General features: G+C 61.0%; 25 protein-coding genes and 3 pseudogenes. 11 read left to right on the forward strand and 17 right to left on the reverse strand.

Going from position 1 to position 21,128, the window contains the following annotated elements:
- Window positions 1-323: pseudogene (locus tag E3O50_RS03505) on the forward strand (IS3 family transposase); the annotation flags it as partial.
- A gap of 371 nt (window positions 324-694) precedes the next feature.
- On the opposite strand, the gene E3O50_RS03510 reads toward E3O50_RS03505, so the two are convergent.
- Complete coding sequence (locus E3O50_RS03510; RefSeq protein ID WP_134559240.1) at window positions 695-1,666, reverse strand: hypothetical protein; 972 nt, start codon at window positions 1,664-1,666, stop codon at window positions 695-697.
- A gap of 154 nt (window positions 1,667-1,820) precedes the next feature.
- Here E3O50_RS03510 and E3O50_RS03515 point away from each other — a divergent pair, with 154 nt between their 5' ends.
- Entirely contained in the window at window positions 1,821-2,312 is a 492-nt protein-coding gene (locus E3O50_RS03515) for a hypothetical protein (RefSeq protein WP_134559241.1), read from the forward strand.
- A gap of 59 nt (window positions 2,313-2,371) precedes the next feature.
- On the opposite strand, the gene E3O50_RS03520 is transcribed toward E3O50_RS03515, so the two are convergent.
- Entirely contained in the window at window positions 2,372-2,620 is a 249-nt protein-coding gene (locus tag E3O50_RS03520; RefSeq protein WP_134559243.1) for a hypothetical protein, read from the reverse strand.
- A gap of 68 nt (window positions 2,621-2,688) precedes the next feature.
- Here E3O50_RS03520 and E3O50_RS03525 point away from each other — a divergent pair, with 68 nt between their 5' ends.
- The 3 genes from E3O50_RS03525 to E3O50_RS03535 all read left to right on the forward strand — a co-directional run bounded on the left by E3O50_RS03525 (window position 2,689) and on the right by E3O50_RS03535 (window position 4,357).
- The gene (locus E3O50_RS03525) at window positions 2,689-3,306 is read left to right on the forward strand and encodes a nucleotidyltransferase domain-containing protein (protein WP_166790652.1); all 618 of its coding nucleotides are present in this window, start codon (window positions 2,689-2,691) and stop codon (window positions 3,304-3,306) included.
- The gene (locus E3O50_RS03530) at window positions 3,306-3,719 is read left to right on the forward strand and encodes a hypothetical protein (protein WP_134559247.1); all 414 of its coding nucleotides are present in this window, start codon (window positions 3,306-3,308) and stop codon (window positions 3,717-3,719) included. The genes E3O50_RS03525 and E3O50_RS03530 overlap by 1 nt, the downstream gene beginning before the upstream one ends.
- A gap of 206 nt (window positions 3,720-3,925) precedes the next feature.
- Complete coding sequence (locus tag E3O50_RS03535) at window positions 3,926-4,357, forward strand: hypothetical protein (RefSeq protein WP_134559248.1); 432 nt, start codon at window positions 3,926-3,928, stop codon at window positions 4,355-4,357.
- Window positions 4,358-4,601: 244 nt separating this feature from the next.
- Here the strand turns inward: E3O50_RS03535 and E3O50_RS19050 are convergent, their stop codons facing one another.
- Together E3O50_RS19050 and E3O50_RS03540 are read right to left on the reverse strand one after the other, a co-directional pair.
- On the reverse strand, window positions 4,602-4,775 hold the full coding sequence (locus E3O50_RS19050; RefSeq protein ID WP_166790653.1) for a hypothetical protein: 174 nt from the start codon (window positions 4,773-4,775) through the stop codon (window positions 4,602-4,604).
- Window positions 4,776-4,848: 73 nt separating this feature from the next.
- Complete coding sequence (locus E3O50_RS03540) at window positions 4,849-5,691, reverse strand: hypothetical protein (RefSeq protein WP_134559250.1); 843 nt, start codon at window positions 5,689-5,691, stop codon at window positions 4,849-4,851.
- Between the two features lie 620 nt (window positions 5,692-6,311).
- On the opposite strand from E3O50_RS03540, the gene E3O50_RS03545 reads away from it, so the two are divergent.
- Window positions 6,312-6,938 carry a hypothetical protein gene (locus E3O50_RS03545; protein WP_134559252.1) on the forward strand — a complete coding sequence of 209 codons (627 nt, stop codon included), beginning with the start codon at window positions 6,312-6,314 and terminating at the stop codon, window positions 6,936-6,938.
- Window positions 6,939-7,003: 65 nt separating this feature from the next.
- Here E3O50_RS03545 and E3O50_RS03550 read toward each other — a convergent pair whose 3' ends face one another.
- The 4 genes from E3O50_RS03550 to E3O50_RS03565 form a co-directional block, all read right to left on the reverse strand.
- Window positions 7,004-7,291: a hypothetical protein gene (locus E3O50_RS03550; RefSeq protein WP_134559254.1), complete on the reverse strand. Its 288-nt coding sequence runs from the start codon at window positions 7,289-7,291 to the stop codon at window positions 7,004-7,006.
- Between the two features lie 10 nt (window positions 7,292-7,301).
- Complete coding sequence (locus tag E3O50_RS03555; RefSeq protein ID WP_134559256.1) at window positions 7,302-7,652, reverse strand: hypothetical protein; 351 nt, start codon at window positions 7,650-7,652, stop codon at window positions 7,302-7,304.
- Between the two features lie 241 nt (window positions 7,653-7,893).
- A complete protein-coding gene (locus E3O50_RS03560; RefSeq protein WP_166790654.1) occupies window positions 7,894-8,583 on the reverse strand; it encodes a metallophosphoesterase in 690 nt (229 codons plus the stop codon).
- A gap of 732 nt (window positions 8,584-9,315) precedes the next feature.
- A complete protein-coding gene (locus E3O50_RS03565) occupies window positions 9,316-9,987 on the reverse strand; it encodes a hypothetical protein (protein ID WP_134559259.1) in 672 nt (223 codons plus the stop codon).
- Between the two features lie 613 nt (window positions 9,988-10,600).
- Between E3O50_RS03565 and E3O50_RS03570 the strand changes: the two genes are divergently transcribed.
- Entirely contained in the window at window positions 10,601-10,978 is a 378-nt protein-coding gene (locus E3O50_RS03570; protein WP_134559261.1) for a hypothetical protein, read from the forward strand.
- A gap of 127 nt (window positions 10,979-11,105) precedes the next feature.
- Here E3O50_RS03570 and E3O50_RS03575 read toward each other — a convergent pair whose 3' ends face one another.
- Window positions 11,106-11,639, reverse strand: a complete 534-nt coding sequence (locus E3O50_RS03575; RefSeq protein ID WP_134559263.1) for a hypothetical protein — start codon at window positions 11,637-11,639, stop codon at window positions 11,106-11,108.
- A gap of 183 nt (window positions 11,640-11,822) precedes the next feature.
- On the opposite strand from E3O50_RS03575, the gene E3O50_RS03580 reads away from it, so the two are divergent.
- Together E3O50_RS03580 and E3O50_RS03585 are read left to right on the forward strand one after the other, a co-directional pair.
- A complete protein-coding gene (locus E3O50_RS03580; RefSeq protein WP_134559265.1) occupies window positions 11,823-12,116 on the forward strand; it encodes a recombinase family protein in 294 nt (97 codons plus the stop codon).
- A gap of 131 nt (window positions 12,117-12,247) precedes the next feature.
- Window positions 12,248-12,553, forward strand: a complete 306-nt coding sequence (locus E3O50_RS03585) for a hypothetical protein (RefSeq protein ID WP_134559267.1) — start codon at window positions 12,248-12,250, stop codon at window positions 12,551-12,553.
- Between the two features lie 352 nt (window positions 12,554-12,905).
- Here the strand turns inward: E3O50_RS03585 and E3O50_RS19570 are convergent.
- Together E3O50_RS19570 and E3O50_RS03595 are read right to left on the reverse strand one after the other, a co-directional pair.
- Window positions 12,906-13,263: pseudogene (locus E3O50_RS19570) on the reverse strand (hypothetical protein); the annotation flags it as partial.
- Window positions 13,264-13,301: 38 nt separating this feature from the next.
- The gene (locus E3O50_RS03595) at window positions 13,302-14,189 is read right to left on the reverse strand and encodes an IS3 family transposase (protein ID WP_134559269.1); all 888 of its coding nucleotides are present in this window, start codon (window positions 14,187-14,189) and stop codon (window positions 13,302-13,304) included.
- A gap of 80 nt (window positions 14,190-14,269) precedes the next feature.
- On the opposite strand from E3O50_RS03595, the gene istA (E3O50_RS03600) reads away from it, so the two are divergent.
- Both istA (E3O50_RS03600) and E3O50_RS03605 read left to right on the forward strand, forming a co-directional pair.
- A complete protein-coding gene (gene istA, locus E3O50_RS03600) occupies window positions 14,270-15,802 on the forward strand; it encodes an IS21 family transposase (protein ID WP_134559271.1) in 1,533 nt (510 codons plus the stop codon).
- A gap of 35 nt (window positions 15,803-15,837) precedes the next feature.
- The gene (locus E3O50_RS03605) at window positions 15,838-16,587 is read left to right on the forward strand and encodes an ATP-binding protein (protein WP_134559273.1); all 750 of its coding nucleotides are present in this window, start codon (window positions 15,838-15,840) and stop codon (window positions 16,585-16,587) included.
- A gap of 177 nt (window positions 16,588-16,764) precedes the next feature.
- Here the strand turns inward: E3O50_RS03605 and E3O50_RS03610 are convergent, their stop codons facing one another.
- The 6 genes and pseudogenes from E3O50_RS03610 to E3O50_RS03630 all read right to left on the reverse strand — a co-directional run bounded on the left by E3O50_RS03610 (window position 16,765) and on the right by E3O50_RS03630 (window position 20,997).
- Window positions 16,765-17,247 carry a helix-turn-helix domain-containing protein gene (locus E3O50_RS03610; protein WP_134564547.1) on the reverse strand — a complete coding sequence of 161 codons (483 nt, stop codon included), beginning with the start codon at window positions 17,245-17,247 and terminating at the stop codon, window positions 16,765-16,767.
- Between the two features lie 58 nt (window positions 17,248-17,305).
- Window positions 17,306-17,848 (reverse strand): annotated as a pseudogene (locus E3O50_RS03615) (IS30 family transposase); the annotation flags it as partial.
- Window positions 17,849-17,946: 98 nt separating this feature from the next.
- A complete protein-coding gene (locus E3O50_RS03620) occupies window positions 17,947-18,714 on the reverse strand; it encodes an ATP-binding protein (protein ID WP_134559698.1) in 768 nt (255 codons plus the stop codon).
- The gene (locus E3O50_RS19435) at window positions 18,714-19,010 is read right to left on the reverse strand and encodes a hypothetical protein (protein WP_198413648.1); all 297 of its coding nucleotides are present in this window, start codon (window positions 19,008-19,010) and stop codon (window positions 18,714-18,716) included. Before E3O50_RS19435 ends, E3O50_RS03620 begins: the two co-directional genes overlap by 1 nt.
- On the reverse strand, window positions 19,007-20,317 hold the full coding sequence (gene istA / locus E3O50_RS03625) for an IS21 family transposase (RefSeq protein ID WP_198413647.1): 1,311 nt from the start codon (window positions 20,315-20,317) through the stop codon (window positions 19,007-19,009). The genes E3O50_RS19435 and istA (E3O50_RS03625) overlap by 4 nt, the downstream gene beginning before the upstream one ends.
- Before the next feature lie 86 nt (window positions 20,318-20,403).
- Window positions 20,404-20,997, reverse strand: coding sequence for a helix-turn-helix domain-containing protein (locus E3O50_RS03630; RefSeq protein WP_166790678.1), 594 nt, complete (start codon window positions 20,995-20,997; stop codon window positions 20,404-20,406).
- Window positions 20,998-21,128: the final 131 nt, after the last annotated feature.

Raw genomic sequence — 21,128 nt, forward strand, 5'->3', positions numbered from 1 at the left:
TCAAGACGCTCAAATTCGCCCCGGTGTTCCCGGAACGCTTCGGCAGTCTCGGCGATGCCCGACGATTCATGAATACCTTCGTCGAGGGTTACAACCACAGCCACCGGCACACCGGTATCGGGCTGAACACCCCTGCCGACGTCCACTACGGCCTCGCCGCCGGCAAGGCCGCCGAACGGGCCGCGACCCTCTCCGCGGCACGGGCCCGGCACCCGGAGTGCTTCAGCACCAGCTGCGACCCGAAGATCCTCGCCACCCCCGACACGGCCTGGATCAACAAGCCCGCCGAAGCTCAAGAAGACGAGCCGAAACTAGCCGCCTAAACTCACGCTGGCCTCATTCACCTTGACAAATTCCGCTACGCCAGCAGATTCGCGAGCATCCCACAGCGCTGCGCGACGTGCGCGAGCGCCAACGACCACATGGCTCCGGTCATCCACCGCGAGAGCCGCGCCGACGACCACGAGGTCGTCTCGTCGGAGCCTGGCTAGCGAGGTACCGCTGCGGTATTCGTTGCGCTAACTAGTGGTCGAAACATCTCGACCTGGCTTTAGCACCGTCGTTGAGTGGGCGTATTTTGGCGAACGCAAACCCGCGGACGGCGCGCGCCGCACGGGCGCCTCGCCTATGGAGTAGGCTGTCCGGCATCAAGACGTCGTCGCCGATGCTGAACGCCCTGCTGTCGATACTCGAATCAGGCAGCTCTCCCATTGGGGTATTTGCACTGGACCGTCTTGTAGCACTGGAACGTGGGGAGACGGAACGACGCCACCACGTTGAACCTGCCGGCAAAACGGTCGAGTAGTACGGTGTTGTACTGCTCTACGTAGTACTTGTCGGTCGATCTCGCCACCGTGTAGATGTTCATCAACGGCGAGGTGTAGCTGGACGTCGATGAGGTGCCACCGTTAGCGACCGTGCTATCCACAGTTTGATCGAAGGGCCAGGCGACGCGCTGCATTCGGATTGGGATCTGAACGCTCACCGGCCTCGCGGACAAGGGCGTGTACGAGATTTGAACCGTGTGTTTCACAAAAACGAGGCTAAGCAGCATGCTCACTCGAATTTGCGCGTGAAACGTGTTGCCTTGGTTGCTCACCTGTCCGTAGTCGATGATCGTGGAACCACTAGACCGGTACTGTGTGTTGACCGTCGTTGATGCAAGAGAAAATGCTCGCTTGTTCACCGCCGTCGAAGCAAAGATGAACTGCGGGCTCGAGGACGCCGGGCGTGGATAGCTTTGCGGGGTGACGGGCGTTGCCTCCGGTGCGTCAAGCACCACAGGCACAGCAGCCTCGGCAACCTCTGCGTCGGACAGCCCCGTCAAGTCCGTGATCACTCCGGTGTCGGTATTTTTGACCGCCGAGAAAAGCTCCTCGCTTGCCTTCGCCTGCGTGGCTTCAACTGACACGGCGTTGTCGGCACACACATAGTTGACAGCATCGGACCCTGACTGGTCGACCGCGGCTGCGACGACGGTGTCGTCGAGCAGGGCGTTCACGTCGGACAAGCATTCAGTGTGGACGACCGCGGATTCAGCGCCGGAGATTTGCGGTTGCACGATATCGTCGGCTACTGCTGCGTGGCTCGCGCCGAAGACGAGAGTGGACGCGATGAGTCCGGCGACTGCTGCAGCAGTCTCGAATCGGAAAAATCTTCTGAACATCGGATTCCGTTCACGGTAGGTTGTATTTCTCTCCTTCGAGGCTGTTCAGTAAGGTACCTGAAGAGCGGAGGTCCTGACAAGAGGCTAAAAGCGCTAATTTCAGCTGGAGAGCGTGCCATCGTCAAACGTATCTACCTCAACGAAGGATTATGAATTGGCATCCAACATCAGCCCTCTGATCGAAGCTATAAGCGTTCTGACCGACTGGGACCACCACCCACGGATACAGGCAACGTTGCGCACAACACGCAATGGGAACGACACGCTGAGCGTGATAACCGCAACGCCGGAGAGCAATGAGTGGACAGTCGCCCGCCGAGACGAAGATATTGTCGAGCGTCGGACGGTCGACGGCCTCTATACGTTGACGAGCGGTCGCAAGGAAATTGAACGTTCTATTCGCGATGCTCGCCGTGTTCCGCCCGCTTTGTGGCTGGTGTTCCCCATGTCCGCATTCTTCTGGGGCCGTCCGCGAGACACGTGGCGGATGGTGGACGCCGCGCGCGCCGGACATGAGACGGAAATCACGTTGATCCACATGGAGCAGGCTGAGTTTCAGGCCACGCTCACGGTCAACCACGATCTGCGGATTGCAACCAAGCTTTGGATGCCAGGCGAGACATTCGAGCTGTTCGACTTCGAGTAATCGCAAGTCCACGAAGGCGTGCGGTGGTATCTGTTTGTGCGGAAGCCGCCCTGAATACACTACGAGAGCTCGACAAATTCACCAGCATCCCACAGCGCTGCGCCACGTGTTCGAGCACCGCCCGTCGCATGGCTCCGGTCGTCGAGCACGAGAGCCGCGCCGACGACCACGACGCTGCGTATGCCCAAAGCAAGGCCGACAACGTCGCTCTGCGGTATCCGCTCAGCTACCACTGCCCCCACCACGCCGGACGTCAACGCCCAGAAGTCCGGATCCCTATCCGAAAGTTCCCTGAACACTTGAGTCATTTCGGTATCACATGTATCATGGAGGTATCAGCTTCACAGCCCGCTTGGAGGATTCGATGGATCTCGGGATGCCACTTGTCACTGTCTTCGGTCGGACTGAGGGCGCCGTCCTGACAGCCCTCGCGCGCGGGGATGCGTCGGTGAACGGCCGCCAGATCGAACGTATCCTCGGCGGAACAGTGAGCATCAGGGGAGTGCAGGGAGCTTTGGCTCGTCTGGCGCAGGCCGGGCTCGTGCTCGCTACGACCCGGCAGGCCGAGACGCTCTACCGGGTGAATCGAGCGCATCTACTCTGGTCGGCCGTGGAGACTACGATCAACGCTTTGACCGAGCTCCGTCAGCGCATCCGCAATCTCGCCCGCAGCAGCGCCCCGGACGGCACAGCGGTCGTCCTCTTTGGATCGGTCGAACGAGGTAACGCGACGGCTGACTCCGACGTCGACCTGCTGGTCGTGTACCCGAACGAGATAACCGCGAGTCTCCGTGAGGACTTCGTCTACGAGTTGGGGCGAAACGTAGAACTCTGGACTGGTAACCCGGCGCAGGTGATCCAGATCACCGTGGATGGCCTCGTGGAATCCGCAGGACGCGGCGACGCGCTCGTCGACCTGTGGCTGAACGACAGCGAAGTCCTGATCGGTGAACTCCCGACAGCGCTCCCGACAGCAGTAATGGCCCACCAGTAGTGGCACGCCAGACGTCCAAGCGCCAGAACATGGACCGGGCTGCGATCCAGGCTCGGCTCGCGGACGCACGGAAGTTTCTCGAGGCTGCGGAGATGTACGTCGAAGAGAACGCCGTGTCCTCCTGGAAGGTGGGGGGCTCGAACGCGGTGAACGCGGGTATCGCCGCTTCAGACGTCATCTGCGGCGTCGTCCTTGGACATTGCTCCCGCAGCGCAAACCACAGCGACGCCATGGCCCTTCTCGAAGAAGCAACTCAGCCGGACGCTGCGCCGCGCAAACATCTGGGCGCGCTCCTGGCTGACAAAAGCAGCTACCAGTATGGAACCGACAGTGTCCGCCGTGACGCTGCCCAAGCGCTCGTCGAGCACGCGGCGAAACTCATCGGGGAAGCAGAGCGTCGCGCCAAGCGATAGCCCGAAAGTGGTCCTGCGTCGCGTAGGCGACGAATCCAGCTAGAAGGGTCGCGCCTGCTTGGCTTCGCTTCGTGTCTGCCTGCTGGTTCCTCGCTGGGTGCCACGCTGATCCATTCGAGCCGGTAGCTCCCGAAAGCCCCGCCGACGAGGTCTTCCGCCTGTGGTTGCGCACCGAGACGGTCCACGGCAGGTGTTAGGTTTCAGCTGTGATCCTCTTCCTTTTTCTCTCAGTCCTCGCCGTGATTGGCTTCGGCGTGCTGGTTTTTATGGGGCTGTTGGGGTGGGCGGTGACCGGCAAGCCGAAGACACCCGCCACACCGAAGACGCGAGTGTTCACGGCCGAGGGTGCACGGGCATATAACGCGCTCCGTGAACGGCGTCTCCGTGAGGAGATCAGCGAGCTCGAGTTCGTGAAGGCCGGCTATGACATTAAATGGGCCGACCTTGAATATCTGATGACCAGATACGAGATTTTTCTGCGTGATCTGTACACGAGGCAGCTCAACGGTGAGCTGGGTTCAGCGGAAGTTTCAGAGGCTATCGCGACGGAAACGCGGTTGATGGCCGGCGGTTTCCCGTGCGATGAGTATTACGTGCAGAAGGCCGCTGACGGAAACGTGTCCGCAGCCGGGGCGTAGACGTCGCTCGCGTCCACGCTGACGCCGAAGGGTGGGCGCCACTGGGCTTGGTCCAGGCTGACCCCGCTGACCCCGCTGACCGTGCTGGGCCGCAAGAAACGGCAGCGGGTCGAAAACTCCTGAGCAACCGATGACCGTCGGTCTGAGGACGCAAAGATGGCAAACGTGATATTCCGAGTGAGGGACGGCATCTCGGACGAGCTCTTCGATGACGCCAATTAGCGCCACCAAAGCTACGTTCTAGCTAGCTAACTTGTTTCGTACGAGTCGCGGCGCGACGATTGCGAATGAGCGTTGAACTCGCGTCTTTGCGCGCCTCCGAGACGATCTGGTTGCGAACGTTCTCGTTGCTCAAGTCGCGCAAACGAGTGGAGCGCATTGGCATGCGCTCTATCTTCCCGGGCGTCGAAATGGTCATGTCGTCACTCTATGTCCTCTCACTGACAATTCGATAGATCCACACGCCAGGTCTGGGACCGCGGCAACCTTACTCAACGGCGCCGATACTCAGCGAAAATCATGGCAAGGATCCCCGCAATTAGACGAAGATCATTTTCATCGTCTTCGGTGAGGTCGTCCGTCTCGGGGGCATCAACGGTCAATAGGCCATACGAGCCTGTCGGGGAGGCGATCACGCTAGTGATGAAGGTGTTGTAACCGACTCCGGAGCCAGCCCACTCATTGGCTGAGGCGTTAGCGATGTCGTCAACGAACACACTCTCGCCGCGCTTGAGCAGATCCAAAGCTTTGATTGCCCGGTTTGTCCCTGGTACGAACGGATTCGGCCGAGTGCGGTGTCGATTCGAGTTCCAACGGACCATATCGAGACCATCGTCATTGTCATTGACTTCGTAGACCACCGCTCGTAAACCAGCGACGTCAGCATGGACGACCCAGACGATCGCATTGACCGCCTGCTTGGCCAGCTCCCCAAATAATGCTTTACGGTCGGCCTTTCCCATATCGGCCATGTCGGCGGCTGCCGAGGTGATCTCGGCAAAGGTGTCCGCCAGAACGCTGTGGCGTAATGCGAGGTCGACCACACGTTGATTTGCTGCAGCCTCAGTCTCGGCCAGCCTCAGGGCCGCCGCCTTCTCGGTGTCCTCGTCGAACGATCGCCGCCACCGGTATCGAACGATTTCGAGTACCACCACAGCAAGTGAAGCAAGACCGCCAGGTATCAGCCACCAGGCCGAGGTGCCTGCAACGGCGAGCATGAATCCGGCGGCAACCGTAAGAACTGGAATCAGCCAGCCAGATCGTTGATCGACGCTCCGGCCAAAGGAGAGGAGCCACTGCGCTAAGCGCCTCTCGGTCGGCTGGTAGTCGGTCACTCGGTCAGCATACGGGTCTGGCTGCAGACGCCGACGCAGCCCGGAGCCAGCACCGCGCATTCATGGTCCCAGTTCAAGCGTGTGACGCGTCGCACACCCACATTTCTGCGCAGCCTCATCTCACTTCAAGGGTGTGGTTTTTTACCCACGATAATCGCACGTATCACTACTATTGGGCGTCTACGTCCGTTCTTGCCTTGAGCGCCGATGTGTTCGCGCTGGCTCGAATTTCCGGCGATCTGGAGTTGGCCTATTTATGCATGGAAGCTGTTTCTACGGCGTCTCATCCTGAAGGTGGATATCCCACCGTTCGACGGGACATTGAAACCGGGCCAAGTAGTTCACCAGCAGCAAGAGTGGACGCTGAGTCATGACGAACTCCAGATAGGTGAATTGAGAGACGGGCGACCAACTCGACCCGACGTGGTTCGACTGAGCGTGGCTCAACACCGCTGAGACGTGAGAAAATTTGCTGGCCATTATTGATAAATGGGGGATGGTCTCTCACCTAGCCTTGTGGCAGGCTATTGTTCAGTTGCTAATGCGTGGGGGGGGGTCGCGCGACTTGTTCGGCCTAGTCAATGGCGCTTTGCAGGCAACAGAAATAGTTGGGGGAAGTAATGAAGCGACCTTTTATGACGCTGCTCATCAGCACGATCGGAGCCCTTGCACTCATTGGCGGCGTGAGCACGTCAGCATCGGCGTCCACGCTGATTCCGAGTGCAACGAAGGCCCCTGCCACGCAGGCGTGCTGGGATGATGCGGCTACCGGGCAGTCGGCCTGTGCCGATTCCCAGCCGGCACTCGCGCTGAAGCTGCTGAACGACTACAACGTGGTCCTCGAAGGCGAAGTGCCATCCGCCCTGAAGGCGCCCGCGGCGGCACTGAGCGCCAGGGCCGCGGCACGCACGACCGCCCTCACGTCCAACTACTTGATGGCGACGTGGTACGACGGCGACGCCTACACCGGGGATTCCTGGGCGCACACGACGTCTGCCACGTCCAACCCTTGCCCGTCGCCGGGGAGCTACACCTATGGCGACATCCCTAACCTGGTCACCTTCATTCCCCTCTCGGGAGGGTGGAGCGACCGGATCAGTTCGTATCAGGGGTACAACCACTGTTCCTTGCGCCTCTGGTTGGACGTCAACTTCTCGGGCTCAAGCTACGGGCCGGTCAAGTACGCGCCCAACCTCGGAGCATTCAACAACCAGGCAAGTTCCTTGGACGTGCAGTACGTCAAATAGGAATGCTCACGCCGCGGGCAAATAAGCCCTCGGGCTAAGCCCCGCACGTCGAGGAGTTCGATCTGTTACGACCGGTCGGACTCCTCTGCGTCGTTCTGGGGCTCAGCGTGATTGATGAGAGTGTCGTTCAGCGCATCGTCAATTTCGTCAGCGCCAAATCCCGACTCGAGCAACTTGCGCCGAACGGTTCTTTCGAGTTCCGCAGCCTCATGTTCGCGGCGTTCAGCGGCGCGTGCCTCGCGGCCGATGCGCCACATCTTCAAAAGTTGCCAAACGAGGGCGACAACAATAGCCGCCACGACAAAGACGGCGAGGAGTGCCAGCGCTCCGATGACGGCAGGTAAGAAGTCCATTGCGTCGATGCTACAACCGTGTGAAGTGCAATATCTGTGAGGAGTGCATCCGTCTTTCTGTTCCAGACAGAGACAATGACGCCGCGAGCGGGACTGGCGTAACAGCGAACGTCACGCTCTGAGGCGGGAAGAATGGTGATACCGCCGAAGTTTGATAGACGAGCGGGAGCGCCGGGGATTTCTGACCATCCATGCCTCGGTCGAGTACGGTGACGCTGATGTTGATCACGTCGACTAACTGCGATTCGTTCAGCCCGGCGAGTATGTCTAAGCCGGTAGAGAGTTCACCAACTTGCACGGCTTCGGCGAACAAGGCGAGGATCGAGTAAGTCCAGGTCCTTGCCTCTGCGTTGGGCGTCATGGTGTTTTCTCGATTCTGTTTTCCGAGATCTCCATGTCGCCCATGTTCACGGACGGTTCCCGGATGATGTCGGGCACTGGCTCTCTCAACCTCTCGTTCGTCGAAATCGCGGCGTCTTCGGGCGGCTCTGGAGCCATTGCAAAGCCAAGCTCGACAGATCGAGGAGAGCAAGATTCCGCGCCTGGCCGTCACGCCCCAGGGAAACAACTTGCTGCCCGGAGGGCAAAGTGACCTCGTCTGCCTAGTGCATATGGCCGTGGAACAGCATTTGCGGCGAGGTACCTTTCCAGACCTCCGTCACGAGTGCGCGCGACCGGCTTGAGTAGTCCAGGGCTTCCGTGCTCCAGCCCATCGGATTGCGGCGAAGCACGGATTCCGTAGCAGGGGTGCCCCCATCAATGGTTTCGTGCGTGAGTAAGACATCCGCATAGCCACCAGCCACTGCACGTGCAACATCATGCTTCGTGGGTAGCTCACTAGGGAACCAGTCAATGCCCTCTGATCGCATCTCGAAGTCCACTGAAGCCGCGCCGCCGAACGACGCGAAGGTCCTGTGCCCGATCTCGAAGCGATAGCCGCGAGGAAGCACTGCGACCACTGGGCTCAGCGCCGCGGGCTTACCGGGGCGAGCGTGGAATTCACGGTCGAGCCAACCCCAGTGCTCGTGATTCCCCGGGGTCACGAGCACGCGAGTGATTCCGGCCCGGGCACACCAGAAGTCGACGGCGTCGAGGAACTTGCGGCCGGAAGCGCCGGGCCATATTCCGAAGTCGCCGACATGCAGGATCGTTCGTACCTCTGGGGAATTTCGGGCGATCGATGGGATGGCCTTGCCGGCCCAGGAGCTGTTGCCATGCCAATCGCCCGCAACGATGACCTGCGTTTCGTCAGGAGGAATGGGGGAGGCAGTCGGCACGAGAATCTCGCGCAACGCTGCACCTCCATTCAAGGGACCAGACCCCGCTCAACTAGGTTGTTCATCGCCTGATCTTGAGCGAGGAAAATGCCAGCGATGTTCTCGGCCAGATTGTCTCGTTGCTCACTCGTGAGCGCTTTCCAGGGTGGTTGTTCCCCGCCCGTCGCCGCCGATTGCTGATCGGCATGACAGCGGGCAGTCTCGTCGACGAGCCTGACTCGAAATGCGGGCCACTCATCGCGCCAGTTTGCTCTTGTCATTTGCGTCCTCTCGCCCGGTTGAACTGCGCCACCACTCATGGTCAAGAATTCCGCGATGTTTAATTTTATTTGGCGAGGCTTCCCATTTGTAGTCCGCTCATATGTGAGCACAATCGGGCTGACGTGAAGCGGCTCTTGCGCGGGAGACGCTCTCTCATGCCGAGAACAGGATCCCGAACAATGCTTGACTATGCCCATGCGAACTTCACGAGGTGGGCGTCCGTCAAAAGGCAAGCGCGAGCTACTTGGCACGCGCGCCGTTACTCCGCTCGCAGTCGCAGCACGTAACCGAGCAGATGAACTTGGCATGACTATGAACGACTACCTCCTGTCGCTGATAACCCAGGACATCAATCGACCGCAATTCGCTCTACACCTGGCAGACCAGGGCGACGCGGAAGCTCGCATCCCAGCCGTATAACTCGAAAGTGTTCGCCGCTGTCGGGATGGGCCCTTCTCGCCTCCATCAGGCGCCGGCGTTGGACGCTCAAGACCAATCTGAAGCTTCGATGATCTCGATCACGTCGTTGAGGTCGCCGCCGTCACGGAGCCATTCCACGGGGGTTTGACGCCCCTCGGCGACGAGGCTCGACTGAGGCGTTGCCATGAACCCGGCGACGCTTTGCCAGTTCCATCGAGAGGTGACTACCCGGATGATCTCGGTTAGCCCGGGAAGAAGCCTTTCCGGTGATCTACTGAACTGCCATGTCGGAAAACGGAGCCGGCCCGAAATCTCGATCGCATACAGGCGCCCGTCTTCGACGGCAGCGCGAACGGCTTGCTCGTTCCAGTCGAGGAAACCTGTGACGACCTCCATTGAGCTGGTCTCGAAAAGGCCCAACAGCCACCCCTCAGTTGCACCAACCTGCAGGCTTCCTCGGTCTACGGCTGCCGAAGTCTCCGCCCACTCGTCGGCGCTGAATGCGCCTGATTCGATCAGGAAGCGGACTTCATTCGCGGACAGCCTCTCCATCGAGATCGGCTTCATTGCCATGAGCATGTCGGTCAGCGCTTCGACGAAGTATTCCGGGTCGTTCGCCAATCGCGCCACGGCATCTGCGAGGCGACGGATAGCGGCTTCCGAGACGCGGACCGACCCCGATTCCGAGCCAGTTCCGTCAGGGGAATCTGCGGGTGCGGGGGAGGGTAATTCCATCATGATTCGAATGCTCGCATCACCCGCGGGGGAAGGCAAGACCGGGTGGTCAGTGGAAGCGCACCCGTGCGAAGTGCACCCGATGAGTGTTATATATCCTGATCAAAGTAAAATTCAAGTTCGGAGTCATAGCTACGATCTGCTTCCGCCTAATGGGCTCACGCTGAGCCAGGAGCACAACGCACTCACTCATTTACCAGCAAGAATGAAGCCGCCGAAGTCGATAATTGCACACGGCGCGCAACCGCGGAATTGCTCGGAAAGGAGTCAAGTTACGTTCTTCTTGAGCGCTTGGCGACCACGTCCTTGCCAGTGCGTGGATATCGGGTACCAAGAGCTGGCCCATCGTCGCTCTGGGATGGCTGTAAGTTCTGGCGGCGGTTCTAACACCGTACCCGGCCCGTCCACAGACCTCGGCCCAAGCTGGCTCTTACCTTCGCGCGACCGCTTATCGACGTCCCTTCAAGAGCCGAGCGACCGCACAGGTCCGATAGTGTCGGGCCATGTCAACGTATGCCGGGATGGCGAATAAATGGGATTCACTGCCAGCACCCCAAAGACAGCAAGCGATAGACGCCGGCGAGGCAGTGATCGCCAAAATCACCAACGTCGCGGAGTGATGGGTGAGCCGTTTACCGAGTGGGATCAATGGGTGTTTCGCCACTCACCGTTGGAACTGGCGGCCGATGCTACGCTGCTCTCCACAGAGGATCCTGCAATTAGTGAGGATGAGGCATTTCGTCTGATGCATATCGGACTGAACTCGACTGTGAACAAAGCAGTCGTCGTTGTCCGCGCTGCGATCACAGTGGAGAAGGGCCTTGGTCTACCCACTATCAAAGTGCGCCGCGGTCTTCGGCTGCCGTCTTGGTGGCAGGACTGTTACATATCCGTCTACGACACGGACCTACCCTGGATGATAAGTGCGATCCTGCAACGCGCATTTATGGGCAACCCGGCGAGCGGCGAGCGCAAACCGTGGAAGTCGCTGTAGGGAAGATCCAGGTGCATTCCGACGATGCGGACCAACCGAGTCTCCCGTGGGCTCACCCCGTCACATCGTCCTCAAGGACGGAAGCATTGGCTAGCTTTCAGTTTTGGCAGCTTGAGCGCTGGAGCGGTTAGTTGCAGATCGAGGAGGTGTCACTAGGTAACTGGCCAGCGGCCGTTCTCTGCTTCTTGTTAGCTGCCAACGCCGTGCTTTCGGTGGTCCAAGCAGTACCGAGCGCTGCCTGATTCGACTCGGATCTATCGGCTGAATATTGACCCGCTGCATCAACTAACTCGTCCATTCCCGATGCGACCGCGTTGTATGACTCGGAAACGGCAACGGCGGCAGCCGAATACGGTGGCGCCGCCAGATCGCCCAAAGTGGCAAAGGATTTGGCCAAGTCGCGATATGCGGATGCCGCTGATTTCCCGGGATCAACTATCTGGCTCCAGTCGCCGGTCGGCTCGGCAATCAGTGGGACCAATACTGCCATCAGGTCTTTCGTTGACTGCTCGCTTTTCACGTTGATTGAAGCGACCCCCGACAACGTCGCAACGCATTTCTCAGCCCTGGACTGCGGACCGGCGCTGGTCGAGCAGGCCGCCAACATGAAGACAACGAACACAACACCCAAGAACTGAGAGGATTTCGCAGATGTCAGCATTTGGCCAGATTAGCGAGATCTTAGGCTCCGAAGTCAATTTGTCGTCCCCGCGCCGTGTCTAATCATCAACGGCAATGACGGCGGGTGGCTTCAGCCATCGATGTTGGCGGTCCTAAAAGCTGATTGTCATGCCCAGCTAGGGGGCGCCCAGGCTGGCCAGGAAGGCTCCCCGATGAGCAGGCCATGCGGCGCACACAGAATTCTCGGATCTCGCAGCTGAAACCCTTGTTACCGAAGATGTTCTTGGAGAGAGTTTCGGGCAAGAATACCGAAGACCGAGCGAAGCTCCACGAGATGCTCACCTACCTGCGTCATGGGGACAGGATTTGGTTCAAGTCGCCGGACCGACTTGCAAATTCCACGACTGACCTCTTCGCGCTCGTCGAACGGCTCAGAGCACAGGGGGTGACGCTGGGGTTCACCGAAAATCTCGGCCTGAAGACGGATACCCCTCACAACGAGCCCTCAGTGGGTTGAGGTGCAGCAGTACTTTCTCCGCCGAATCGAGCACGACGCCGGAGTTCGGATACGCGCTGGCCCATCGCGGCCCTCGCCTCAGAATGCTGGCCGCTCACGATAAGTTGGTCAAAGCACCAGAGGGGACGATTATGAATCAGATCACGAGCACGAATGCCTATATCGAGGAGTACATGAACGAGCAGGGCCAAGTAAGTGCCCGCCTTCGCGAGAAGGTGACGCGCCGCAAGGTCGACTTGGGCCTTGCGACGGCGGCTGGCAAGCAGGACTTTCTCCGGTTCCTGAACGCTGCGGGCGCGAACAAGACCAAGATGCCGGACGTGTTCAGTGAGGACGGCGATGAGGGCTGCGTCGCCGTCTCTGGCAACGTCGACTTCGATGGGCCGGACGAGATCAGGTTCATCTACAACGAGAACCTCTCCTACTTGTTCGCCTGACGGGCGCGGCTATGTTCAGGTGGGATCCACGATTGACAGCCCTCGGCTCTGCTGGATATGTCGGGTCAAGGAGGCAACAACTGGCGAACACAAGTTCCTCAGGGCATACCTTGCTCGCATCCCTGACGACTGGCGTGACCTGGTGCACGGACGCTGGGGCGGTGAGCGCCTTCACACCCAGGGCCCGAAGTCGAAGAACCTGAAGCTCCCGGTCCTCTGTGCCGAGTGCAACAACGCTCGAACAGGTCCCCAGGACCGTGCGCTCGACTCGTTCTTGCTCCATGTAGCTGCGTCAGAAGAGCAGTTGTGGCTCTCTCGCGAAGTCCTTCTCGACCATGACCCTGACCAACACTCAGTGCTCGACCTTTACCGCTGCCTGCTCAAGCTGGAGTTCTCGCGCCTCTACTGCGATGGCATTGTGATCCGTCCCGAGATCGCCGACTTCGTTTGCTGTCAAGGGCCATGAAGAACTGCCCACTGGCGGCCACGGAAAATGCCCGCTGATGGCCATGAAAACTGCTTGGATTCCACCTGTCGTTGCAACACCGCGCTGATTAAGTACTGATTAGTAGATCACGGAATCGTTCTGCAGGGGTGTCCCAGCCGAGCGTTTTGCGGGGTCGGCCGTTCAGTTCCTGCGCGACCCGTTCCAGATCCTCGAGGCCATAAACCGACAGGTCGCTTCCCTTCGGGAAATACTGGCGCAGGAGTGGAGTGGTCCCCGAAAGTTGGACTCGGTAATGGAACTCTATGTGGTGGCGGTTGTTTGGGCGCGGTATTCGTCGGGGCTGAGGTAGCCGAGCCGCTGTTGGATTCGGGTGGTGTTCCACCATCGCAGGTAGTCGTTCAGCCCCGTGTGGAACTCGTCGACGGTTCCCGGTTTCTGGATGCGGAACCATTCCTCCTTGAGATGGCTGAAGAACCCCTCCATGACGGCGTTTTCCAGACACGTGCCCTTGCGAGACATCGACTGAGTGAGCCCGGCGCCCCGCAACGTGTCCCGCCAGAGGGTGTGGCGGTACTGGAATCCCTGGTCGGAGTGGACGAGAGGCTTCTCGGCGGGGGTGAGTGTGTCGATTGCCATGCGGAGACTGTCGGTGACCATTTTCACGCTCGGAGAGGGCCCTGCCGTTGCAGAGATAACCCGGTTGTCGTAGAGATCCAGGACGGGTGAGAGGTAGACCTTCGAGGCGCCGATGTTGAACTCGGTCACGTCCGTGACCCACTTCGTGTGCCTAGACTCTGTGGCGAACTGCCGGTTCAATACGTTGTCGGCCGCCGCCCCGACTTCTCCTCGGAATGAGTTGTACCGTTTGCGTCTGCGCACTGGGCATTCCAGCCCGAGCTCGCGCATCAGTTTGAGCACCGTCTTTTTAGACACCGTCCACCCCTGTCGGAGCAGAACGGCAAGGATGCGCCGGTGCCCGTAGGCACTCTTCGCCGCCTCGAATGCGCCACGGATAGCTTCCTTGATGCCGGCCCGGGTGTCGCTGCGGCTGAGCCGGTGCCGGTGGTCGTAGAACGTTGACCTGGGAAGGTCCGCGAGCTGCAGCTGAGTATTTGCGTTCCTGAGCGCCACCAATATTGCGGTTGAGCGCCACTTGCTCGCTGTCGGGGTCGCGTCTTTCAGCGCCACTGAATATTCGGGTTGAGCGCCACTGTTCGTAGGCTCCTTCTGCCGTGTGCTCTATCACGCGGCAGAAGGAGTAATCACAGATGGTACGGAAGATCAAAGCGAAGCTGGTGCTCAGGCTGCGCAGCGAAGGGCTTTCGGGGCGGCAGATCGCCGCGCAGGGACTGTCCCGGCATAGTGTGGCGGCGGTGCTCGAGGCCGCGGATCGGGAAAAAGTGACCTGGGACGACGTCGCCGGCCTGGACGACGCCGCGGTGTATGCGCGGTTGTTCCCCGACCGCGGTGCACATGAAAGCGTGCATACGCAGCCTGATTGGGGGCACGTGCATCGTGAGCTCGCGCGGGTTGGCGTGACGCTCAAGCTGTTGCATGGCGAGTACGTTGATCGGTGCCGGGCCGCAGCCGAGACGGCGATGGGATACGACCGTTTTTGCAAGAACTACCAGCAGCATGTCCTCGTCATCGGCGCCGCGTCCCGGGTGGGCCATAAGGCCGGGCAGACGGTCGAGGTCGACTGGTCCGGACCGACGATGCAACTCACCGACCCGATAACCGGGGTTTCGACGCGGGTGTTCTTGTTTGTCGGGTGCTTGCCGTTCTCCAGATACGCGTTCGTGGAACCAACAGTGGATATGCAGCAGGCGACCTGGCTGCGCGCGCATGTGGCGATGTTCGACTGGTTCGGCGGCAGCGTGCCTCGGGTCGTTCCGGACAACCTCAAGACCGGCGTGATCAAACATCCCGCAGAGGGCGAAGTGGTCCTCAACGATGCGTATCGGGAGTTGGCCGCGCACTACTCAGCTGCGGTGCTGCCGGGAAGAGTTCGGAAGCCTAAAGACAAGGCGAGCGTGGAAAACACCGTCGGTCACGTCGCGACGTGGGTGATCGCCGGGCTCCGACACCGCCAGTTCGGCACCTTGACCGAGTTGCGGGCCGCGGTCTATGAACGGATGGATGCGTATAACCGTGAACCGTTCCAGAAACGTCAAGGCTCGCGCTTGAGCGTGTTCGATGCCGAGGAACGACCGCTACTTCGGCCGTTGCCGGCGGTCGTGTTCGAGATCAGCCGGTGGACGTATGGGCGCCGCTTGCAGAAGAACGGCCACGTGGTCTGGGAGAAGAACTTCTACTCCGTGCCCTACGCTCATATCGGCCGCGCGGTGGATCTGCGCGTGACGGAGAGCATGATCGAGGTGTTCGGCGATAGCGAGCGGCTGACCAGTCATCTGCTGGCGCCTGCAGGCGTGACCAACGAGTACCGCACGCATGACGCCGATCTGCCCAACGGGCCCCGATACCGGCAATGGGACTCGGCCCGGGTCCGAGAGTGGGCCGGTCGCATCGGCGAGAACACGGTGACCGTCGTGAACCGCATCTTCGAGTCCGTTCCCGTCGACGAGCAGGGCCTGGACGCGGCACTGGCGGTACTACGACTTACCCGCCGCTACTCGGCGGCGAGGGTCGAGGCGGCCTGCCAGATCGCACTGGCTTCCCGGGTCCGGTCGCCCCGGTATGCGCATCTTCGCCCGATCTTGGAGACCGGGCAAGACCAACCCGGCAGAAGATGGCCGAGGTTCGAGCCCGTCACCGAGACGCCTGCCGAGCCGACCGGATAGGTCAGAGGCGCCGACTACCACGCAGGAGAGACACGATGACGCGCATCGATGGCGAGAGCAAACGCAAGCTTCGCGAGATGGGAGTGACCTCGCTGGTCGACGCTCTCGAGACGCAAGACGACACCCTCACCCTCGGGATGCCTTTCGAGGAACGGATCAAGCTCCTCGTCGATGACGCGCACGCGACGTTCACCCACGCGAAAGTCGAAGGCCTCATCCGCCGGGCCGGGCTGCGCTACCCCAACGCCGACCTCCGCAAGCTCGACCTCATCGAGCAGCACGGCCTCGACCGCGGGATCATCGCCCAGCTGGGCACCTGCACCTTCATCGAGAGGCGGCAGAACGTCGTGTTCCAAGGATTCACCGGCTCCGGAAAGTCCTACCTCGGATCGGCACTGGCGAAGCAAGCCTGCCAACACCGGTATCGAGCGCACTACATCCGCATGCCCGACCTCGAGGAAGCCTGGGCCGCCGGCCGCGACAAGCCCGGAGGCAAAGAGAAGTTCCTCCGGAAATACGCGGCGTTCACGCTCCACGTGATCGATGAATGGCTGCTCGACCAGCCAGACGACAACACCCGCAGCATGCTCCTCGAACTCCTGGAGCGCCGCTACGACACCACCTCGACCGTGTTCTGCACCCAGTACGCCAAGAAGGACTGGCATCAACGCCTGGGCTCCGGCGTTCACGCCGACGCGATCATGGACCGCATAGTGCACCGCACGATCTGGATCGAGACCGGCGGCACCAACATGCGCGAACACACCGCGGACAACGCGGCATGACCCACGCCGGTGAGCGCGAGCTGAACCGCTGGCGCTCACCGGCAATACCCAGTGGCGCTAAAACGCAATATTCAGTGGCGCTCAACCGCAATAACAGGTGGCGCTCAAGGGGTCAAATACTCAGCAGCAAAAGAGGTAACGGGTAGTGCGCCTTGAGATCATCGACAGCTCGAACTTTCAGCGTCGTTCCGGTGACCTCAAGGCCCGCAATTTTCCCAAATAGGCGACCTCAGCGCTCAACCGTTCGTTCTCCGAGCGCAGCGTCTCGATCTCGGACTTCGGAGGGGAATCCTTTTGATCCGTTGGCGGTCTGCCTCGCCGCTTCGGGAGTAGCCCATCTTCCCCGTCACGCCGATAAATGCCCGTCCAGGTCGCCACGGTACTGGGCGACGGAAGGCCATACTCCTCGGAAAGAGCCCTCCCGGACTCACCCCTGACATGGCGGCGCACGATTTCAAGCTTGATCTCGAAATCGTACTGTTTGCGGTCTCTCGTCACCAGCGCCCCCGAACCTCGTATCTGCCATCGCTGATGCAACATTTGGACCGGAGACCCGGCAAGGTCAAGAGACAAGGCCACCGACTTGGCGGTAAAACCCTGCTCGAACAACTCGACAGCCGAAACGGCCTCGGAGTGACTCAACGTGCTTTTCGAGTACATCTGACTACTCGCTGAAGATGGAACCCTAAATTCGGTGTCCAACTTTCGTGGACCACTCCAGGAGCCCGTTGGTGTTCTCGTTCGAGCCGCGCTGCCAGGGGCTGGCCGGGTCGCAGAAATACACCGGCATGTCTGTCGCGGTGGTGAATGACTTGTGGGTCGACATCTCTGATCCCTGGTCCCAAGTCAGCGACCCGCGAAGGTGTGCCGGCAGCGTGCCGATCGTGGCCACCAGACCGTCACGGACGGCGTCGGTTGTGTGGGCGCCGGGCAGGTGGACGAGCATGACGTAACGGGTGGTGCGCTCGACCAGGGTCGCGATCGCGGTCTTGTTGAGTCTGCCGGTGATGAGGTCGCCTTCCCAATGCCCGGGGACGGCACGGTCCTCGATTTCGGGTGGCCGGTCGGCGATCATTACCATCGGGTCGCGGAATCGAGGCCGCCGTGCAGATTCGGTCTTCTGAGGTTTGCGGCGTGTTCGTCCGGACCGCAGCTCCTCCGGCACTGCACGGCGCAGGCCGCCCCTGGCTTGCACGTAGAGCGCCTGATAGATCGTCTCTGGTACCACGCGCATGTCCTTGTCGGTCGGGTATCGCTTGATGGCGAGTAGCCCTTGATGGTAGCGGCAGTCCGCGTAGTTGGTAGCGCGGTTCTGGCGAGGTGGTAGCGGCCCGGGCTGGGTGCCCGGGCCGCTGGGCGTCACTCCCAGTAACCGTCCTGGGCGCGGGCCTGGTCGTTGCGGTGCCGGCGCATGTCGATCTGGCCGAGGTTGATGACCCGGGCGTTGTTGGCCAGGCGGTTCACGATCGAGTCCGCCGCGACCCGGTCCGGCAGCTCGGCAACCCAGTGCGCGGGCCCGGTCTGGGAAGCGATCATCGTCGGCAGCCGGTGTTCACGGTTCGCGAGGACCGCGAACAAGTCACTGGCGGCGTCGCTGTCGATGTCGACGGTGAGGAAGTCGTCGATGATGAGCAGGTCGATGTTGGAGAGGTCGTTGAGTAGTTTCTGGTGCGCGATGCCGTTGCCGCGGGCGATGACGAGCCGGCGGGCGAGGTCATCCATCCGGTAGTAGAGCACTGAGTGTTCGCTTTGGCAGGCGCCGATGGCCAGTGCGCAGGCGAGGTAGGTTTTCCCGCCTCCGGTGGGCGAGATGATCAGCAGGTTCGTCGGATCGGAGCGCCAGTCGTGGGCGGCGTAACGGCGCATCCGGACCGGGGTGATGCCGCGTCCGTCGCGGTAGTCGACTTCGGCGACGGTCGCGCCCGGGATCGGGAACGCGGCCTGGCGGATGAGTTTGTCGACCTTGTTGATGCGCCGGGACTCCAACGCGTCATCGACCGCGGTGAGGAACAGCTGCTCGGGGGTGAGGGTGTCGTTGCCTTCGTCTTGGATGAGTTCCTCGAGCCGGGTCGCGACATGCGTGACGCGCAGGGCCCGGATCTTGTCGTAGTCGATGCTGGTGAACATCACTTGCCCTCCTCATCGCGTGCGTAGTGGGAGGCGTCGCGAACATAAACATCGGGCATGGTCTCGCGGAAAACGACCGTGCTGACGCGTTTGCGTGTCGAGGCCGCCGGGACCACCGGCCGGGGCTTCTTCGCATCGCTGTCGATCGCGGCCATCAACCGTTTCAGCGTCGAGTAGGTCGGATGCGTCCGGCGGTTCAGGAGGTCTTGGCAGGCCGCCTCGAGTCGTTCCCGGTTGTTTTTGCCGAGCCCGTCGAGGATGTTCTGGCAGGCCAGATACCCCTGTGCCTCGATCACTGGGCGTCGAGGATCTGCTCGATCACCGTGACGGTTGCCGGCCCGACGCTGCGGGCCCGGTCGGTGAACCAGCGCCTGGACCAGAGCCCGTCGATGTTGCGGTGTTGCGGCGGGACGTGTTCCGGCAGTGTCGAGTACTGGCCTTTCCGGCCCGTCAGCCTGGGGTGTTCGCAGATGCTCTCGTGCCCGTCGAAGACGGTCACCTGGGACGAGGTCAGCCGCACCCGCAACAGCTTGCCCGCGAGTCCGAAGGGCACGGAATAGCGTTGTGTGTCCACGGTGACGTGATAGTTCCGGGCCGCCTTCAGCTCCTTCCACTGAACGTCCTCGAACCCGGCATCGGGCAACGGGGCCAGCAGGTCCCGTTCCTCGGTGGTGAACCTCTCCCACCGGGTCGTGTCGTCAGCGCGGCGGATGTCATGGTTGATCTCCCGCACCCGCTCGTCGATCGCCGCATTCAGTTCCGTGAGGGTCGTGAACACGTCGTCCTCGAGATAGCCGATGACGCGTTTGTTGACCACGTTCACCGCATTCTCGGCTGATGCCTTATCGCGGGGTCTCTTGGCTCTGGCCGGGACAATTGCTGTCTGATAGTGGTCGGCGAGTTGCTGATACCGGGCGTTGACGACCCGCTCCGCGTCACCCTTATGCGTTCGGTGAGTGGAGGTCGTGGGGTTGTCCGGCACCACGATCTGCGGCACGCCGCCGAAGAACGCGAACGCCTGAACGTGGGCATCAAGCCAGGCCGGGGACTTCATATCCGCGTAGGCGCGGCAGAACATCAGCCCGGAGAACGGCAACACTGCCACGAACAGCACCGCCCGGATCACCTCACCGGTGATGGTGTCGATGGCGTCCATCGTGTCGCCGGCCCAGTCCACCAGCATCGCCCGGCCCGGTTCGTGGCGGAGCACCGCGACCAGATCGTGGGTTCGGAGGTAGTCAGTGAACAGGGCGCAGAACTGCGAATACCCATACTTCTTGCCCGCATCTTTGGTGTCGACGTAACGGCGCCAGGCCAACAGCAACGTGAAGTGCCGGTTCTGCTTCATCGCCGCCAACACCCGGGCCAGATCCGGCTGGACGTACTCCTCGGATACTTTCCGGCGCCCGTCCGGGAACCACTGCGCGAGCTCCGTGTCGCTGACCGCGACCGCCGAGGTCAGACCCCGTTCCTCGACCTTCTGCCGAACCCGGGCCACGTCACGGTGCGAGCACCCCGCGATCTCTACGATCTCGCGGTAGCTGCGCTCCTCCAGCAACAGCACCAAGATCTTCCGATAGTCCGCCATGAACTCGCCCTCCAAAGATGAAACGACAATACCTCATGTGTCGTCATCTCACAGCAGAGCAGCCCACCCAACCCGAGCGCTACCGTGTTCCCGGAAACGCGCTACCAACAACGTGGACTCGCGCTACCAACAAGGGCTACTCGCCACTTGACCAGAGCCTGACAGATTTGTTCCGGAGACCAGCGGATCTGCAGCTTCTCCTGGACGAACTGCCGCAGGCCCTCCTGTGTCACGAGCTTCGCTTCCCGGGGCCGTGGTCGGCGTGCGGCGGCAGCGCGCTGGGCCGCATACGGAAGGTAGGTGAGATTGTTCTGCCTGTTGCGGATGATTTCTCGGCTGATCGTCGACGGCGCCCGGCGGAGTGTCGCCGCGATCGATCGGATCGACATGCCCGTCGCGGACAGGTCACGGATCACTTCCCGATCAACCAACGACAGGTATCTCGAGTCGATGGGTTTCAGCTGCGCGGGAGTCAGCCGGATATGGGAATCACTCAGTGCGGTCACCGTCTTGTTGTAGTCGATGATGCGCCCATCAGGCAGGACCCGGCGGTTGTCGGCGTGCCGGATGCCCTGGTCCCAGTCGACCGCTGTGCGAATATTCAACCCGACATGCCGGGCTGCCTCTTTTCGTGGGACGGCGTCGGCGCGCAGACGGAAGTATTCGGTCCGTCGCGCACGTTGGGCGACCTTCACGTCGATGCCCGCGAGGGTTACCCAATGCCGACTGGCTATGTCAACCCAACTGGGACCCACCTGGGCAATCTAAGCGGGACCCGGAGTCTGGTCACAACGAGTGATACTGGGGTATGCGTGTAGAGATTCTT

This window comes from Cryobacterium sp. MDB1-18-1 (genome assembly GCF_004402735.1).
GTDB lineage: Bacteria > Actinomycetota > Actinomycetes > Actinomycetales > Microbacteriaceae > Cryobacterium > Cryobacterium glucosi.

What these genes read in the sequence shown, in the direction of transcription:
- E3O50_RS19050 (WP_166790653.1), bottom strand. Translation starts at nt 4,775, where the DNA reads ATGACCATTTCGACGCCCGGGAAGATAGAGCGCATGCCAATGCGCTCC.
- E3O50_RS03605 (WP_134559273.1), top strand. Translation starts at nt 15,838, where the DNA reads ATGACGCGCATCGATGGCGAGAGCAAACGCAAGCTTCGCGAGATGGGA.
- E3O50_RS03585 (WP_134559267.1), top strand. Translation starts at nt 12,248, where the DNA reads ATGAATCAGATCACGAGCACGAATGCCTATATCGAGGAGTACATGAAC.
- E3O50_RS03520 (WP_134559243.1), bottom strand. Translation starts at nt 2,620, where the DNA reads ATGACTCAAGTGTTCAGGGAACTTTCGGATAGGGATCCGGACTTCTGG.
- E3O50_RS03620 (WP_134559698.1), bottom strand. Translation starts at nt 18,714, where the DNA reads ATGTTCACCAGCATCGACTACGACAAGATCCGGGCCCTGCGCGTCACG.
- E3O50_RS03575 (WP_134559263.1), bottom strand. Translation starts at nt 11,639, where the DNA reads ATGCTGACATCTGCGAAATCCTCTCAGTTCTTGGGTGTTGTGTTCGTT.
- E3O50_RS03550 (WP_134559254.1), bottom strand. Translation starts at nt 7,291, where the DNA reads ATGGACTTCTTACCTGCCGTCATCGGAGCGCTGGCACTCCTCGCCGTC.
- E3O50_RS03580 (WP_134559265.1), top strand. Translation starts at nt 11,823, where the DNA reads ATGCGGCGCACACAGAATTCTCGGATCTCGCAGCTGAAACCCTTGTTA.
- E3O50_RS03545 (WP_134559252.1), top strand. Translation starts at nt 6,312, where the DNA reads ATGAAGCGACCTTTTATGACGCTGCTCATCAGCACGATCGGAGCCCTT.
- E3O50_RS03610 (WP_134564547.1), bottom strand. Translation starts at nt 17,247, where the DNA reads ATGTACTCGAAAAGCACGTTGAGTCACTCCGAGGCCGTTTCGGCTGTC.
- E3O50_RS03510 (WP_134559240.1), bottom strand. Translation starts at nt 1,666, where the DNA reads ATGTTCAGAAGATTTTTCCGATTCGAGACTGCTGCAGCAGTCGCCGGA.
- istA (WP_134559271.1), top strand. Translation starts at nt 14,270, where the DNA reads ATGGTACGGAAGATCAAAGCGAAGCTGGTGCTCAGGCTGCGCAGCGAA.
- E3O50_RS03565 (WP_134559259.1), bottom strand. Translation starts at nt 9,987, where the DNA reads ATGATGGAATTACCCTCCCCCGCACCCGCAGATTCCCCTGACGGAACT.
- E3O50_RS03555 (WP_134559256.1), bottom strand. Translation starts at nt 7,652, where the DNA reads ATGACGCCCAACGCAGAGGCAAGGACCTGGACTTACTCGATCCTCGCC.
- E3O50_RS03525 (WP_166790652.1), top strand. Translation starts at nt 2,689, where the DNA reads ATGCCACTTGTCACTGTCTTCGGTCGGACTGAGGGCGCCGTCCTGACA.